The 16,875-nt window shown below is 34.0% G+C and carries 8 protein-coding genes; 4 read left to right on the forward strand and 4 right to left on the reverse strand.

Translation table 11 applies throughout. The features are described from left to right. The 4 genes from HN894_13400 to HN894_13415 form a co-directional block, all read right to left on the reverse strand. A partial coding sequence (locus HN894_13400; GenBank protein MBT7144318.1) for a hypothetical protein occupies nucleotides 1-1,745 on the reverse strand: 1,745 nt, incomplete at its 3' end. A gap of 166 nt (nucleotides 1,746-1,911) precedes the next feature. After that, entirely contained in the window at nucleotides 1,912-3,396 is a 1,485-nt protein-coding gene (locus tag HN894_13405) for a T9SS type A sorting domain-containing protein (GenBank protein ID MBT7144319.1), read from the reverse strand. A gap of 131 nt (nucleotides 3,397-3,527) precedes the next feature. Continuing rightward, nucleotides 3,528-10,400, reverse strand: a complete 6,873-nt coding sequence (locus HN894_13410) for a hypothetical protein (GenBank protein MBT7144320.1) — start codon at nucleotides 10,398-10,400, stop codon at nucleotides 3,528-3,530. 421 nt (nucleotides 10,401-10,821) lie between these two features. Beyond that, nucleotides 10,822-12,540 (reverse strand): multicopper oxidase domain-containing protein, encoded by a 1,719-nt coding sequence (locus HN894_13415; protein MBT7144321.1) that lies wholly within the window; start codon nucleotides 12,538-12,540, stop codon nucleotides 10,822-10,824. A 490-nt stretch (nucleotides 12,541-13,030) separates the two neighbouring features. Between HN894_13415 and HN894_13420 the strand changes: the two genes are divergently transcribed. The 4 genes from HN894_13420 to HN894_13435 all read left to right on the forward strand — a co-directional run bounded on the left by HN894_13420 (nucleotide 13,031) and on the right by HN894_13435 (nucleotide 16,821). Beyond that, nucleotides 13,031-13,780, forward strand: coding sequence for a sulfite exporter TauE/SafE family protein (locus HN894_13420; GenBank protein MBT7144322.1), 750 nt, complete (start codon nucleotides 13,031-13,033; stop codon nucleotides 13,778-13,780). Between the two features lie 335 nt (nucleotides 13,781-14,115). Further along, nucleotides 14,116-15,420, forward strand: coding sequence for a hypothetical protein (locus HN894_13425; GenBank protein MBT7144323.1), 1,305 nt, complete (start codon nucleotides 14,116-14,118; stop codon nucleotides 15,418-15,420). A gap of 20 nt (nucleotides 15,421-15,440) precedes the next feature. After that, a complete protein-coding gene (locus HN894_13430; GenBank protein ID MBT7144324.1) occupies nucleotides 15,441-15,899 on the forward strand; it encodes a hypothetical protein in 459 nt (152 codons plus the stop codon). A gap of 31 nt (nucleotides 15,900-15,930) precedes the next feature. Next, nucleotides 15,931-16,821 (forward strand): hypothetical protein, encoded by an 891-nt coding sequence (locus HN894_13435; GenBank protein MBT7144325.1) that lies wholly within the window; start codon nucleotides 15,931-15,933, stop codon nucleotides 16,819-16,821. Nucleotides 16,822-16,875: the final 54 nt, after the last annotated feature.

A 16,875-nucleotide genomic window follows, 5' to 3' on the forward strand; every position in this document is an offset into this window, starting at 1 on the left:
TAAAGTGCAATTATCGTTTCTGTAAATTCGCCTGTATTCCATTCGTATTCTGGAGTTCCGTAAATGCTTGTAACTGTTGCATCTAAGGTTATAGGGCTCGTTGCACAAAGTCCCGAGACATTCATCCCGAGATTTGGTTCTATTTCGTTGTATTCTACTACTATATTTTCCGAAATAGTTCCGCATTCATTAGTAATCTCAACTGTATATGTGCCGGGTTTATCAATCAAAATAGTTGGCAGAGTATCTGTGTATGTGTATGTTCCCAAGTCTGCTGTCCATAGAAAAGTGCAGCCATCATTGTATGATAAATCGTATTCCATTGTGCTATCAGAACAGAGAATTGCAGGGCTCGGACCGAGGTTTGCCCAAGGTAGATAATTAACAATGATGGTTTCATAAACTGTATCGGAAAAATTTCCAATAAATGAAATACATTCTATAAGATATGTTCCCGGATCGTAAATAAAAATTGGATTATTGTCAATATGATTTTGCCAAATTGGAGATGTAGAAGGATAGTTGAAATTCCAATATACAGAATCCACATAAGTTGCCCCTAAATGGAAATAAGTGGTATCAGTATAACAACTTGTTTCGATAGAAAATACTGCAGATGCAAAAAAACTTGTTATAAATGTTGGCAAGCCATACTTGCATCCTTCAGATATAGAATTAGTTGGAATATCTAAAAAAACAGCATCGAGTGTAATAAAAGGAACAGCATCATTAGGATTTTCAATACATGCTAACCAAGGCTCACCATATCTCGCCAAATAAATTTTCTGGTCTGGTCCTAATTGACAAGCACCTCCATCTCCAGTTCCTAAATTGCCAACAATTTGATGAGAATTAATAAAGTTTATAGTATTGGGTAATTCGAATAGATCCCACCGGTGAATTGCAGTTTGATTTGCACAAACCCCATATAGATAGTGTTCATCAGGTGAAAATTCAGAACCATATGCACCCGAAAAACCTACCAATTCTATTGGATTAGACAAAATACCGCTTGTATTATCAAAATCAAATAATTCGAAAATGTTACTACCATATTTTACAAGTACGACCTTACTTCCACTTGGAGAAGCTTTCATATATCCACAAAAGCTAACTCCTGTTAGTGATGATCCTACGCTGGTACTAACATAAGCATTTACATCAATTGGAGCACTTGAAATAAGGTAGGAGCGAAAGGTATTGTTTCCCCACTCGTGAACTATAACCCAAATATCTGTGCCATTTGCATGTTTTACGGCAGTTATTTTTTCAGGCGAAGTATTTAGAATTGAAATATTTTTTTCAAGCGGGTCAACATCGCCCAATCCGCCATTAGCAGTCATATCAACTTTTGAATATGCCAAACCTCCCGGCCATAGCTCACCATCAACAGTAAAAATATAATAAATGTTGGGACTCAAAGGTTTTGGAATAATTACTCCTGATTGTGTTGAAGTGGAATTTCCTGTTAATCCATATCCATTTGGCATTTGATTCATATTTGCATCCCAAACGCTAGTTCCGTCTGTGAAGAACAATAGATTGCAATTTGCATCGCTTATAGTTGCAACTCCTTCATTGGTAATTAAAGGACTACCTTCGAAGGCAATAGGTGTGTTTGTTGAATTGCACCAGGATACTCCGGCATTTTGCCCAAAAATCCAATTACTCCCTTCTCCATTTTGTGCAAAATTATTCGATACAAAAATTACAATTAAACAAAATGTTAAAATTTTGATTTTCATAATACAAATATTTTTATCAAATTCTAAAAATAGACTTTTTTTTTGATAAATCGTTGCCTGTATTAATGATAATAAATTCGTTTTCTTTTTTAAGAAAAATTGCTTCTTATGCTTAAAATATTTGTTTTCTCAGGTCAAAATTGCATAGAAATACCAAAACATAAATTTACATTTTTACAATCTTTTTTGTAAACATCCCTTCATCAGTTTCAATTTTTAGAAAATAGATACTTTTGTCAAGGGAATTTAAGTTTAAAGATATTTTTGATTTTTCGTAATGTTTCTGCAAAAGAATTTTGCCGCTACTGATTTCGCAAATTGAAAGTTCGTTTATTTTAAAATTGGATTCTATGAAAATGTATGAATTTGTAGGGTTAGGAAATATTTGAAAATCAATTATCTTAGCATCTTCTCGTAGGGTTTGTAGAATTATTGAAATTTCAACTATACTTGTATCAAAAACAGCCTCGCAACTATCTGTAACTATTTGAGTTACAATATAGTTTCCTTCGGAGGCATAAGAATGTTCAGGGTTTTGAAGATTTGATGTACTACCATCGCCAAAATCCCAGAAATAATCAAAGGAGTTTGTTGAGCTATCGGTGAAAACTACATCCAAATCGTTAATAACAAAATTAAAACTTGAAATAACATTTTGAGTTTCAAGTATTTCTACAAACAAATCTCGCGATTGGGATGGACATAGATTATTTGTGTTTATTCCAAGAGTAAACCCACCGTTAAAAATATCGTCAATTGAAGGAGTGTAAAATTCCGGCGAAAGAATGCCATTTCCTGAACTTGACAAAATTCGAAATCCTAAATCAGGAGTTAAAACAAAATCTTCGTTTGGACAAATTTTTACACTGCCGAGAGTAATATTCCACTCAGGCAAACTATCTAATACAGTGCTTGTTGCAATTGCTTGAAAATTTTCGGCATCAGCCTGATTGATTGTTCCATAATAAGGAATAGAATTTAAACTATCCTGAAAAATGCTTGAATAAAAAACACAAGCTGCCAAATAGCTTCCCTCTGCATTAGGATGATAATCGTCCGTAGCATACAAGTTTAGCAATGGAAGTTGTTGTCTTGCAGTTTTCCATGCCATTCCAACAGGCGAAATAAGTGCACTCAAAGAATCTGCGATTTCAGTATATCCTTCTCTAAGTCGTTGTTGCATAGCTTCGTAAGAATCTGTTCCTCCTTGTTGAAGAATTCCAAGGTCGCCGTTTTTATGTCCCCAAGTCATAAAGAACATTGTTTCCGTACATAAATTATTTTGATGGATCAATTCGTCTAATAAAATAGCATAGGGATACATTTGAGTTTCCCTTTCGGGATACCATGAAGGAAGCTGGCTTTGCTCCTGTAGAACTACAAAATCCCAATCTTTAGAGTTGATTTTGTCAAGCGTTTGTTGATAAACACTATGTTGTTGAAGGGTATATCCTCCCGGCGTACTTTGATCTACAAAAACAGTTTTCCCTGCTTCTGTTGCCAATTCTCCAAATGTTGTTGGCATATTATTAAAAAATGAAAAACTATTTCCAATAAACAAGATTTTTGTGGTGTCGCCTTGCGAATGACTAACTGTTGAAACTAACAAGACAATCAATGTAGTAAATATAAAATTAAATTTCTTTCTCATTTCAAAACCATCTCAATTTATAAATCAATAAAATTCAAATCAAAAGTATTGAAAAAAATTGAATTCTTGATGATTTCATTAACAATTCTTTTTGAGATATTAATTACAATTTTAGTACAAACATTCAAAAATTATTCATGTGAAATTGGCACAATTGCTGGGTTCGGGTTTACTGTAATTGTTAAATTTATTGTAGTTGAACATCCGACTGAATCAGTGCCTGTAATTGTGTAAATTGTTGTAATTGCCGGATTTGCGGCTGGGTTTGCAATGTCAGGTAAATTTAAGCCGGTGCTTGGTTGCCACAAATAAGAACTTGCTCCTGAAATCAATAAATTAACAGTTTCTCCAAGACAAATTTCGGGATCGACAGGTGAAACTATTAAATCGGGGACAGCTAATTCAACAATCGTAATAGAATCAATAATTTGACATAAGTTTGAATCGCTGATAGTTATACTATAGGTCCCTGAAAACAGATTTGTCAAGTCTTCAGCTGTGCTTCCATTCGACCATTGAAACGAGTAGGGAGTGATTCCTCCAAAAACTGAAATGTTTATGAAACCAGAATTTGTATCTGCACAAATACTTTCGCTCGAAGTGTAAGTGAAGTAGGAACTATCAGGCTCCGAAATTGTTGTGAAATCGACAATATTACATTCGTTTGAATCTGTTATGAAAACGAAATAAGTTGCCGGCAACAACGAATCTATATCCTCCGAGGAATTGCCGTTAGACCATAAAATTGAATAGGGAGCTGTTCCTCCTATAACAGATAAATCTATTGAACCGTCCGCAATACCATAACAACTAACATTTGATATGTCGAAATCGGCATTTAATTCTAATTCACTGATTTTTGATATGAAAATATCTTTATCGCCAGAGCTGGAAAGTGAAATTGTATCAAAATCTAAGGTATTCTCAAATTCTCCGCAAACAAAAATATTCGTGGAGTTATCTGTACAAATAGCATTTCCTATATCAGAACCTTGCCCAGTGCCCTCCTCAATCCATAAAACTGTTCCGGCTGTGTTTATTTTTGAAACGAAAACATCCATATCAGTAGCCCCTGAAATTGCATGATTTCCGAAACTGAAGGAATTTATGTAAGAGCCTGAAATATATGAATTTCCGTTATTATCAGTAAAAATACTTCCTGAACTAATTTCACCGGAACTGTTAGATTGTTTAAGCCATTCTATTCCACCATTAGTGGAGTATTTTGCAATAAAAAAATCGTTAATACCAGAACTATTGATTGAAAATCCTGAAAAATTTGCTGTGCCATTAAAATGACCAAAAACATATGTATTTCCCGATTGGTCGGATGAAATTGATATTCCTTCGTCTGTTGCTATTCCACCTGCTTGTTTTGCCCAAAGAAAAGTGTTGGAATTGTGATACTTAGCAATAAATATATCTTTGTTTCCAAAGCTTGTAAAATTTGTACTTCCAATGCTTATTGAATCTTCAAAATAGCCGGTAACTATTATATTATTTGAGATATCAATTGTTATTTCGTTTGCCGCATCGTTGAAAGCTCCTCCTTCGTCGATAACCCATTGCAGATTGCCCAGACTATTATATTTTGCAATGAAAATATCTTCGGATCCATTACTTGTAATATTAGAAAAGCCAAAATTTGCTATGTTCTGAAAGTTTCCGCAGATATAGGCATTATTTGATTGGTCTATAGCAATTGAATTTGAAATATCGTTTCCCGAACCACCGGCTTTTTGTGCCCACTGATAAGCTCCCTGATCATCGAATTTTGCAATAAAAATATCGCTGCCACCAGAATTGCTTAATAAATTTCCATCGAAACTAATTGAGTTATAAAAATATCCCGTTATATATATATTGTTTGCTGCATCAATGGCAATGTCTTCGCAGTACTGATTATTTGCACCATTTGCTTGTAAAGCCCAAATTGTATTACCATCAGAATCGTATTTTGCAACAAAAACATCTGTTCCTCCGGTGCTGATTAAGCTAATTCCTCCAAAAGTGGCAGTTCCCGAAAAATGACCTGTTGCATAAACATTGCCATTGTCATCGCAAGCTATACTTTTTGCAATATCTTCGGCAGTACCGTCATTTTGCTTTGCCCAAATCCAAACAGGGGAGCTACAATCGAAAGCAAAGATTTCTGTACTCAAAGTAGCAATACATCCATTATTGTCAGTAACACTGACTGAATATGTTCCTGGAGGCAAATTTGAAATATCTTCGGTAGTAGCTCCGTTCGACCATAAAAATGTGAAAGGAGAAACACCATTTGTAATTGTTAAATCAATTTCTCCATCAGAGGATAAACTATTGGTGATTTGTGTAATGTTAGCACTTAGAACTATTCCGGGTGGTTCGGCAAGAAAAAAAGTGTCGATTTGAATACATGAATGTTGATCGCTAACACTTAGATAGTATGTTCCCGAATTTAGATTGTTTATATTCTGGCTTGTGGCTCCGTTTGACCACAAATAATTATATGGCGAGAAACCATTAGAAGCAAAGATATTAATTTCTCCGTCGTTATTTCCAAAACAAGAAACTTGAAATCCATTATAGTCTGATACAGATGATAAAATAATTATTGCATCGGGTTGAGTAAGAATTATAGAATCTGACTGAATTACTTGATTTGTAGTAATTAAGGAAGCCAGAGCGCTTATTCCATTTCCTACATAATTTCCTTGATTAGGGAAACCAATAGTTTGGTAAGTTGGAGTGGCATAATATTCATATCCACTTAAGTTGTCCCATATTATCCATTTAAAAACTTCAAAATTTTCAAACCCATTGTCGAAACCTGCTTCGGCTCCCCATGTTGTAATAGCATCGGTGTTTCCTGTCCATTCAATATATCCACCACAATTAGTGTATCCCGCAGAATCGTAGAAAACTCCAATTAAACTACCGGAGCTTATAGAAGCTCCATTTACCTCGATATTTATTGTGTTTTGTATCAAAATTGTATGATTTGCTGATGTCTGGTTTACATACCAACTTATATTTGAATTTGCTATAATCTCAGCAGAATCGGAATAAAATTCACAAGAGTTTGCATCAGTTACAGTCAAATTATAAACTCCTGCCGGAATATTAACTAAATCTTCGGTAGTCTCTCCGTTAGACCATAAATATGAATATGGAGTAAGACTTCCACTCACAGTAATGTCGATAGTTCCATCCTCTGCACCATAGCAGGAAACCGAATATCCATCGAAATCAGATAGAGAATAAATAAGCTCAATGGGAGGGGGTTGAGTTAGATTTGCATAAGTAAATGTAGCCTGCGTACAAGTTGCCGATAATGATTCAAGTGCACTAATTCCGTTTGAGGTAAAATTTCCGAGTTGAGGAAATCCGCTGGTTTGATAGCTTGCAACTGCCTGACATTCAGCACCAGTTGAAGCGTCCCAAATTATCCATTTAATCTCTTCGTTTGCAGCAAATCCGTTATTCATACCTTGCTCTGTTCCCCAGGCTGTTATCGAAAAAGTAGTTCCTGTCCATTGAGCGTAGCCTCCACAATTTAGGCTTGTACCCGAATTGTAAAATACTCCTATATAATCTCCTGCTTCAACAGGCATTCCATCAATGCTTGCATTAATTGAATTTTGAACTAATATAACATGATTTGATCCCGTATTAAAATAGGTCCAATTTGGAATAGTATCTATTAGCAATTGCGAAGAATCAGAAAAAAGAGTGCAATTATTTTGGTCTGTAATCGACAGAAAATAAAATCCTGCTGTCAGACCACTTATATCTTCGCTGGTTGCACCATTGCTCCACAGAAATGAATAGGGAGAAACACCTCCTTCGGGAGTAATATTAATATATCCTGTATTTTCACCATAGCAACAAATTGAGTATCCATTGCATTCAGAAATTTCAATGCTTGCAATCAAATCGTCTGGTTGATTGACATTAACTAAAGTTTGAAATAGCGATGTGTCATTTACTGTAAGTGAAGCTAAGCCTGAATTTCCATTATCAAAATACAAACTATCGTTAGAAAATACTCCGGTCAAATCGTAGATTGCTTCTCCTGTGTATATATAGCCAAGTGTAGATTGCCAAATCTTGTATTGAAACTTTTCGTAGGGAGCAAAACCATTGTTTAATCCTATTTCGGAACCATATGCAATCAATGCTATGGATGTTCCATTCCACTGTACATATCCACCACAAGCGAGAGTTCCTAACGAATCGTAAAAAACACCAATATAATCTCCATTGCTAATTTGAGTTCCTCCGATGGAAACATTAAATGAGCTTAAAATAACAATTGCATGAGAGTTTATGGTTGAGGAATAGTTCCATGGCATTGTTTGAGAGCTTTCGCCAATAAATCCATCGAAGCTGCAATTGTTTGCATCAGAAACTATTGCATAATATGTTCCAACACCAATATTTGCTAAGTTTTGAGTTGTTGCTCCATTTGACCACATAAATGAAAATGGTGAAATTCCTCCGGAAACATTCAGGTTTACAATTGCATCTTCTGCACCAAAACAACTTACATTATAGCCATTGAAATCGGTAATGACAGAGGCACTTGCAATAATTTGGTCAGGCGAATTTAATAGAATGTTTTCCACTACTATACAAGAATTATTGTCGGTAACTGATACAAAATAGTTACCTGCTGTAAGGTTCGACCTATTTTGAGATGTTTCTCCATCGTTCCATAAAAAACTATATGGTGTATTCCCTCCGTTTACCGAAAGGACTATAGCTCCATCATTGTTTCCAAAGCAAGAAGTATGATAACCATTGTAGTCTGAAAAGTTAAATGTAATATTCATTGAGTCCGGCTGACTAAGAGTTATGAAACCGGCTTGAACAGTATCTGAAAAAAATGTACAAGCATTTGCATCAGTAATCGTCAAATTATATTCACCTGCATTTAGATTGCTTATATCTTCGGTAGTTTCACCATTCGACCACAAAAATGAATATGGAGAACTTCCTCCGGAAACAGTAATATCAATAGTTCCATCATTAGAACCTGGACATGATACTGAATACCCGGAATAGTTCGATAATGTATATGTAACATTTATGAAGGTAGCTTGAGTTAAATTTGCATAAGTTTCAGCGGAGAGCACACAATTTGCCACCAATGATTCTAGTCCGCTAATTCCATTCGCAGTAAAATTTCCAAAATGCGAAAATCCTGCAATTTGATATGAAACACTTGCATGACATTCTATTCCTGTAGAAGCATCCCAGATTATCCAATTTATTTCTTCATTTGCTGCAAATCCATTATTCAGTCCGGCTTCTGTTCCCCAGGCTGTTACCGACAAAGTATTCCCTGTCCATTCTTCAAAGCCTCCGCAGTAGTAACTTCCGTTTGAAAAATAAAAAGCTCCAATATAGTCTCCTGCTTCAATTTGAATTCCATCAATTGTAATTGGAATAGAATTTTGTATTAAAAAAATATGATTGCTACCTGTATTTGAAAAAGTCCAGCCCGGAACAGAATCTATCACCATTTGCGAAGAGTCTGTGTAAAGAGTACAATTATTTTGGTCGCTAATAGTAACACTATAAAAACCGGCACTGATTCCATTTAAATCTTCGGTTGTTGTTCCATTTGACCAAAGATAAGAATATGGTGAAATACCACCTTCGGGCGAAAGATTAATAAATCCATTGCTATCTCCATAGCAACAAACTGAATATCCGTTGCATTCAGAAATTTCTATGCTTGAAAACATTTCTGTTGGCTGACCAAGAATTGCTAATGTTTGAAACATTTCTGAATCATTTACGGTTAATGAAGCTAATCCGGAGTTTCCATTATCATAATAGGTACTGTCATTTGCAAATATTCCAGTTGTGTCGTATTCAGCTTTGGCTGGGTAAATGTAACCTAATGTAGATTGCCAAATTTTATATTTGAATTTTTCATTCATTGCAAAACCACTATTGAGGCCTGCATCGGCTCCATAAGCAATTAATGCAATTGATGTTCCAGTCCATTCTACATAGCCGCCACATGCAAGTGTTCCGAGAGAATCGTAAAATACACCAATATAGTCGCCATTAATAAGTGATGCTCCTCCTATAGAAACATTGAATGTGCTTAAAATAATTATAGCATGTGAATTTATCGTTGTTGAATAATTCCATGGCATTGTTTGCGAACTCTCGCCCTCAAATCCATCGTAAATACAATTGTTTTGGTCGGAAATTAATGCGTAATAAGTTCCTACTCCAACATTTGTAAGATTTTGACTTGTTGCGCCATTAGACCATGAAAATGAATATGGTGGAATCCCACCGGAAATATTTAGTCCAATAGCTGCATCCGTAGCATTATAGCAGCTAACATCATAGCCATTATAATTTGTTAATACTACAGCTGCTGCATTAATTTCTTCCGGTGCAGTAAGTTCTATGGTTTCTATTGAAAAACAAGAATTACTATCGCTTGTAGCAACAGTATAGATTCCTGCGGGCATATTTGTTCTGTTTTGATCACTTGCTCCATCAGACCACAAAAAATTGAAAGGGCTTGTTCCATTAATTGGATTTATAATTATGAAACCGTCTGAAGCATTTACACAACTCACCTCAAATCCACCATATGATGATGTTAAAACTGATAAGAGCGGAACCAAGTCAATTTGTACGATTACGGAAGTATCTGCACCCTCCAAATTTGAAACTATACAGAGATAATCTCCAATATTACCGAAGGAGACAGTATTTATATTCAAAATGCTATCGTTTGCTCCAGAAATGTTGCTTCCATCGAATTGCCATTGAAAACTCATAGGGGCACTACCGGTTGCCGAAACCGAAAAGCTAATATTGCCTCCAATACATGTTAATTGGTTTTGTGGCTCCACAATTATTTCCGGAATTTGTTGTGTGCTCCGAGATTTGATAATTTCATTTTTTTTATTGTCATTTGAAGCTTCAAACGCAAAACTATCTGAAAAAGAATCTGATTTTTGTTCCTTAAAAAAAGAGTAATTCATATTATTATTTGCTACTTGCAAGGATTTTTTTTGAGAAAATACACTGCCCGCAAACATTAATAATAAAATACAAGTTTTTATTTTAAACATATAAATAATCAAATATTTCTATACAAAAGTATGATAATATTTTTTCTCTTAATAAAAATTTGGCAATTTGAAATTATTATGCTGAACAATATATGTCTCAATCCTAAGAAGGCAGATATCCCACCGATCTTGAGAATTTGAAGAGAATTCTGTATTCTCAGGAATGCGAATTGGTTTAATTTATCAGATGAATAGAACAAAAAAAACTTTGTGATATTGACAAATATTAAACGAAAGTCCTGAAAGGAAGGATTGTTATAGCTCAGGTTGTAAACCCTGAGAATGTTATACCATCACCATTTTTATGAAGCCTGAAAGACTTATTGAGTTTTTAATAGTTAATCAATTTATCAGTAAAAATGATACCATCAACATTAATTTTCAGGATATAGACTCCAGCAGGAAGAAACTTTGTTTCAATTTTTGCATTATACACAAGATTATTAAACTCTTGTTTTTTTATTAATAAACCTGATGTGTTAAATATTTCATAGTATGAAATTTGATTTTCTGATTTAATGAAAACATCTTGCTCATTTGCAGGATTTGGGTAAATCTGTATTCCGTTTTCTCTTGCTAAATTATTAGATATGTTAGTGTTACTACTATCAACCACCAAAAATTGTCCCATCATACCTCCATCTTCATGAACTAACATATGGCAATGATACATATATGGAATCTCAGTATTTGCAAAATCATCAAACTTGGCAATAAACCTAACTGTTTCCTGATGTTTAATCAAGATTACATCTTTTCTTCCCTGCTCACTTAATGGCGGAGCAACTCCATTCCTGTCAAGCACAAAAAATTGCACATCGTGAATATGAAAAGGATGAGCAATAGCTGATTGATTAAAAATACTCCAAATCTCTATGTTATTCAAAGGTATCGTATAATTAATTACTTCCATATTAAAACTTTCTCCGTTGATATGAAACAAACCGTTGAGTTGACTTGATCCCATAGATTCAGGTGTAAAAGTAAGTGACCTTGTAATAACTGCTTCAGATTCAGGAATAGGGACAACACTAACTAAATTGGAAGGGATAGTGTTTACAGGATTTGCGGTTTGTGCAATTACTGTAAATTGCATTAAATTGTAATCAGCACCATTGATAGGGTTTGGTTCATATCCATCTAAGGTCATCATTGTCATATGTCCAGGATAGCTTGCTCCATAAATTCCATTTGGTAACTCCGAAGCATAACTTTTTAATTCCATAGTTTGCCCTTGCATATTGTTGAAATCAATAAGAATCTCTACTCTTGCACCTGGAGGTAGCTCAAGACGTGTTAGTGTAATAGCACTACTTAATAAACCACCATCTGATCCAATCTGATAAAATTCTGTATTATTTGACAAACCAATATTCAAAACCCTTTGAGATGTACCGTTGAGTAATCTAAACCTGACCACCTGTGCAGGAACATCCAGATTTGCATCTATGGTTGCATTAACCATTACAATATCATCATTATTTGAAGGTACGATAACTTGATTATTACTATCAAAATCTTTTGTCTGAATAGCTAATGGAAAATCATCAACTCCATAAGTCCTTGGGAGTACCAATGCTGCTTCTTCCGAATCGCGAACCAATACAAAACCGGCAATTCCCTTAGACACATGTTCATTTGTTCTCATGTGCAGGTGGGGATGATACCAATAGGTGCCGGCTTTATCCAAAACTGTAAATATGGGATTCCATATTGCATTTGGGAGTATTATTGAATGAGGACCACCATCATTTTCGGGAGCTACATGCATTCCATGCCAGTGAATGGTAGTAGTATCTCCAAGCTGATTATTAATACTAATATTTACTTCATCACCTTTATTCATGATCAATGTTGGACCAAGAATGTTTCCATTAACACCCATGGTTTGCGTAATGTCGCCAACAAGAAATTGGTGTGTGCCATTTTGTAGAGTAAGGTTGAATTGTGTCCCTGAAATTGTATCCGGAATAATTAATTGATTTTGGGCGAGCAATACACCCGACATTAAAGTAAGAAATATAATTAAAACTGATTTCATCATTTTCATAGTTTATCTATTTAAAAAAAAATAATGTCAAATAACTTAAAAATAATATAATTACTTGCATGAAATAAATGTAAATATTTGTTAATTAAGCATCAATTTTGTGTAATGCCATGAAATTTAATCAATTGTAGTTTTGAAAGATTCAAATTTAAGATGTAGTTTTTAGTCAAGAAACAGATCCATATTATGGTTTGAGAAAGTGATACACCACCTCTAATTCAAGTTTAATTTGGTTTTCTTTAATCGAAAATTTTTGCCACATGTTATAAAGGGGACTTCTAAAAATAGTAAATCTCAAGGCGTAAGAAATTTGCATTTTTAGAGGTTTCCTAAACTTAGAGCAAAGGTTTTGAGAAAACAATTATTCTTTCAAATAGAAATTCTTTCTCTAAAAAACTCAAAACTTTAGCTTGACAATCATTTTACTTAACAAACTTCACAAACATTTAAAACTTTCAACTTTTCAAACTTTCAACTTATCTTTGCCAAAATGGAATGGTACATTATTTTAGCCTTAATTGGAGCCGGATTTTTGGCTGGTTTTATCAATACGCTTGCTGGCAGCGGTTCTTTAATTTCTTTACCACTTTTAATGTTTCTCGGATTGCCTGCAAATGTTGCAAACGGTACGAATAGAATTGCAATTCTACTGCAAAATATTATTGGAGTTGGCAGTTTTAAACAACAAAAAGTTCTGAATTTCAAACAGGGAATTTGGTTAGCAATTCCTGCAATTGTTGGTTCAATAATAGGTGCCCAATTTGCGATTTCACTTAGTGAGGAAATCATGAGCAGAACAATCGGTATTTTGCTGATTGTTATGTTTTTGCTAATTGTCTTTAAACCAGATATTTGGATTAAAGGGCAAGCAGGTATAATGGAAAAGAAACCCGGATTTTTACAGATCGTAGTTTTCTTTTTTATAGGAATTTATGGCGGATTTATCCAGGCCGGTGTTGGTTTTTTCCTTTTGGCCGGATTAGTAATGGCTGCCGGTTTCGACCTTGTAAGAGCAAATGCCGTCAAATTATTTATAGTTCTACTTTATACACCTTTTGCATTGTTTGTTTTTATAATTAATAGTCAGGTAGATTACAAATACGGATTTATTCTTGCAGCAGGAAATATGCTTGGAGCATTTGTTGCATCAAGGTTTGCTGTAAGCTGGGGACCAAAATTTATTCGATATGTTTTGTTGGTGATAATTTTTTTGGCAGCTACGAAACTCATTTTTTTCTAAGAAGTGTTTAAATTCAAATTTAGAATTGCAGATTTGTGTTGCTTTAATCAGTTATTTACTATTGGAATTAATTAAACGAACTATAGTTTTTTCAAACTTGTCAGAGCAAAAAAAAATTAACAATTTAAAAAAATGTTATATTGCATGATTTATTGTAAAATGAATTTTTGTTATAATTGGTAATTATGTTGATGTATAAAGAAGTATTTATTGGCAAACATGAAGACAAAAATTTCACATGTTTTGTTTTTGTAGTAAGACAAATTTTATAGATTTTTTTGGTTTTAAATCACAAGAAGTAATTCAGTATAAATAAACATTTAAAATTGATAGATATGAAAAAAAGAACGAATGCTATGGTAAAAAAATATGCAATTATCACTATGCTTGGTATTACTGTCTCTTTCTTTATAGGAAATTCATTGAATGCACAGGAACGGAAAATAAACATATCCGGCTTTAGTGAATTTACTTATGAAATGGCGGCAGGAGACGTAGTCGATGAGGAAGCTGCAGAGGTTTATGATGAGTTTGGACTAATCAAAGAATATTCCGAAGAAAGGAACTCTTTACATTTTCCTGGTATCGGTCTCGTATTTTCAACCGACTTATACGAAGAAAAACTTACTTTTTTAACCGAAATCAATTTTCGAACTAAGTATAGCCGATTAGATCTTGGCCTTGAAAGAGCTTTTATGAATTATCAAATCAATAATGCTTTCAATATTCAAACAGGAATTTTTTCTACTCCTATTGGATATCTGAATCGAAAAGTAAGGACGCATGGTTTTCTGAGTAATTCAGTAAGGACAAGGGATATGGTAAACCTTCAGTATGGACTGATACTAACCAGAATTTATGGAATCAAATTTCATGGCTCATTCGAAAACGACAATGGACAGGCAATTAAGTACGAAGTCGCCATTGGAAGCGGAAGAGGAATTACACCTGAACAATCTCCCTTCGAGATTGATATATATGAAGATAATGAAAGCAGTATGAGTCTGTCAGGTGTTCTTGAATTTTACCTCCCATTTAATGATAATGAGTTAACAATAGGCTTAAGTGGATACACTGTACCTAAATATAAATCGGTATTTTTTGAGGAATTGGGCGATGAAATTTCACTTTCCGATCTTGATGAATTCATGGCTGAAGAAGAAGGTGAGGAGGAAGATGAAGAATTTAATATTGAACTTGCAGAATATAAAGAATGGGGATTTGCTCCTTTCATTCATTTTGAAAATCCCAAATTTGAATTTATTGCTGAGTATCATTATTTTATTACAACAGGCTACGAAAATGAACTTGAAGACATAACGGAAGCAGAAGGTAAGGAGTATAACTATCAGGGATTTAGTGCTGAATTTACTTACAAGACCAAACTCATGAAAAAAAGGTTTAAGCCTTATGTAAGGTATGATTTTATAGACCTTCCGGAAAATGGAGGTCCTTACCTTGGCTTGCACGAAGCGAATTTTGAATTAAAAAGATTTGCCCTTAGTGACAATAGTGCAATTATGTTTGGTGTTAACTGGAATATATTGCCTTTTAATCATATTAAGCTTGAGTATAATTATGTGCTTACCGGCCCTCAGCCGACTCATGCGATTTTATTCCAAAGTGCATTTGTTTTTTAAAACATTAAAATTAAATTGATATGAAAAAATTTATATATTTAAGTATATTATCCCTAATTTTTATATCTGTGCCTAATTCTACCCTGAAAGCACAAAGTGAAGAAGTTGTGGTAATTGTAAATGCCAACAATTCTGTAGAAAATATGAGCATGGCAAAAGTTAAATTATATTTCCTGAGGAAAACGAAAAGGAGATGGCCAGAAAACAATAAATCAATTAAGCCGGTCGATCAGCACAGAACTGCCTCTATACGTCTGGTCTTTTACAATAAAGTTCTTAAAATGAGTATTGAAGACGTGGAAACTTATTTTGTTGAAAAACAAATTTCGAATGCTGAAAAACCTCCTGTTATTGTTGATTCCGACAGGAAAGTGATCAATTATGTGTCGGAAAAAGAAGGTGGTTTAGGCTATGTTTATAAGAATAGTCTTTCAGCATCTGATTTAAAGAAAGTTAAAATAGTTATTAAACTTCCTTGATTTTTTTTTAGTACAAATAAATTTTAGTAATATGGGTCTAAAAGTTTTTAAGCGGTTCAATATAGGCAGCAAAATAGCAGTTGGTTATGTGATACTTACAACAAGTATAGTCATTTATGTAGCATTTGGGATAATTACCCTGCAAAAAAGTAAATCAATTGACAATCGGGTGCATTTATATACTCCCGTATTAAATTCTATTGAGTTTATTGATCAACTTGCCCAGTCGTCGGGTACCCTATCAAGAAAATGGTTAAATGGTGGATCTATGAAGGATAAAGAAGAATTACTTAAAATTCATAACGAAATTTATCCTGAATATAGAAATGATGTTGTCAAGAACCTTAAAGATTGGGATAAAAATGACAATCCGGAAATGCTTTTGCAAGTAATAGATGAATGCGATAAAGTAATTGATGCCCAAAGAAACCTCATTCAGAAGACAATTAACAATAATGGATTCTATGTGGATAGCATTGTAGAAGAGAATTACGACGAACTGGATGCCCTGGTCTCAAGCCAGATTATTGCAACGGTTAATTCTATCAATATCCTTATTGCTGAGTTTATTGACAAAAACAAAGCTCAGATTGATAGTCTTCAGATAGAAAAATCAGATACTTTTGCTGCATTTGAAAAACTATTGTGGGTATTAGGTATAGCCTTGATTTTGTTTGCCATATTTTCGGCTGTTCTTACTACCAGAATTATTGTTAAACCTGTACTTTATTTGAAAGACAAAATCCTTACAATGAGCAAAGGTGAGTTGCTTGATGAAGAAATAAAAGCAGGTAAAGATGAAATTGGCGACATGGCCAAAGCGCTTAATCTTTTAATGGCATTGTTTATTATATATACATTTTGTATTTTTGCCAAAAAAATATTATGGATTGTTCAAAGTGTAAATCGACAAACAAAGTAAAAAGAGGGATTATTAAAGGCAAGCAACGCTATACTTGCAAGGACTGCGGCTATA

Source organism: Bacteroidota bacterium, assembly GCA_018692315.1.
Classification (GTDB): Bacteria; Bacteroidota; Bacteroidia; order Bacteroidales; family JABHKC01; genus JABHKC01.

Excerpts from the sequence above, each read along its gene's own strand:
- HN894_13415 (MBT7144321.1), bottom strand. The coding sequence starts at position 12,540 with ATGAAAATGATGAAATCAGTTTTAATTATATTTCTTACTTTAATGTCG.
- HN894_13405 (MBT7144319.1), bottom strand. The coding sequence starts at position 3,396 with ATGAGAAAGAAATTTAATTTTATATTTACTACATTGATTGTCTTGTTA.
- HN894_13420 (MBT7144322.1), top strand. The coding sequence starts at position 13,031 with ATGGAATGGTACATTATTTTAGCCTTAATTGGAGCCGGATTTTTGGCT.
- HN894_13430 (MBT7144324.1), top strand. The coding sequence starts at position 15,441 with ATGAAAAAATTTATATATTTAAGTATATTATCCCTAATTTTTATATCT.
- HN894_13410 (MBT7144320.1), bottom strand. The coding sequence starts at position 10,400 with ATGAATTACTCTTTTTTTAAGGAACAAAAATCAGATTCTTTTTCAGAT.
- HN894_13425 (MBT7144323.1), top strand. The coding sequence starts at position 14,116 with ATGAAAAAAAGAACGAATGCTATGGTAAAAAAATATGCAATTATCACT.
- HN894_13435 (MBT7144325.1), top strand. The coding sequence starts at position 15,931 with ATGGGTCTAAAAGTTTTTAAGCGGTTCAATATAGGCAGCAAAATAGCA.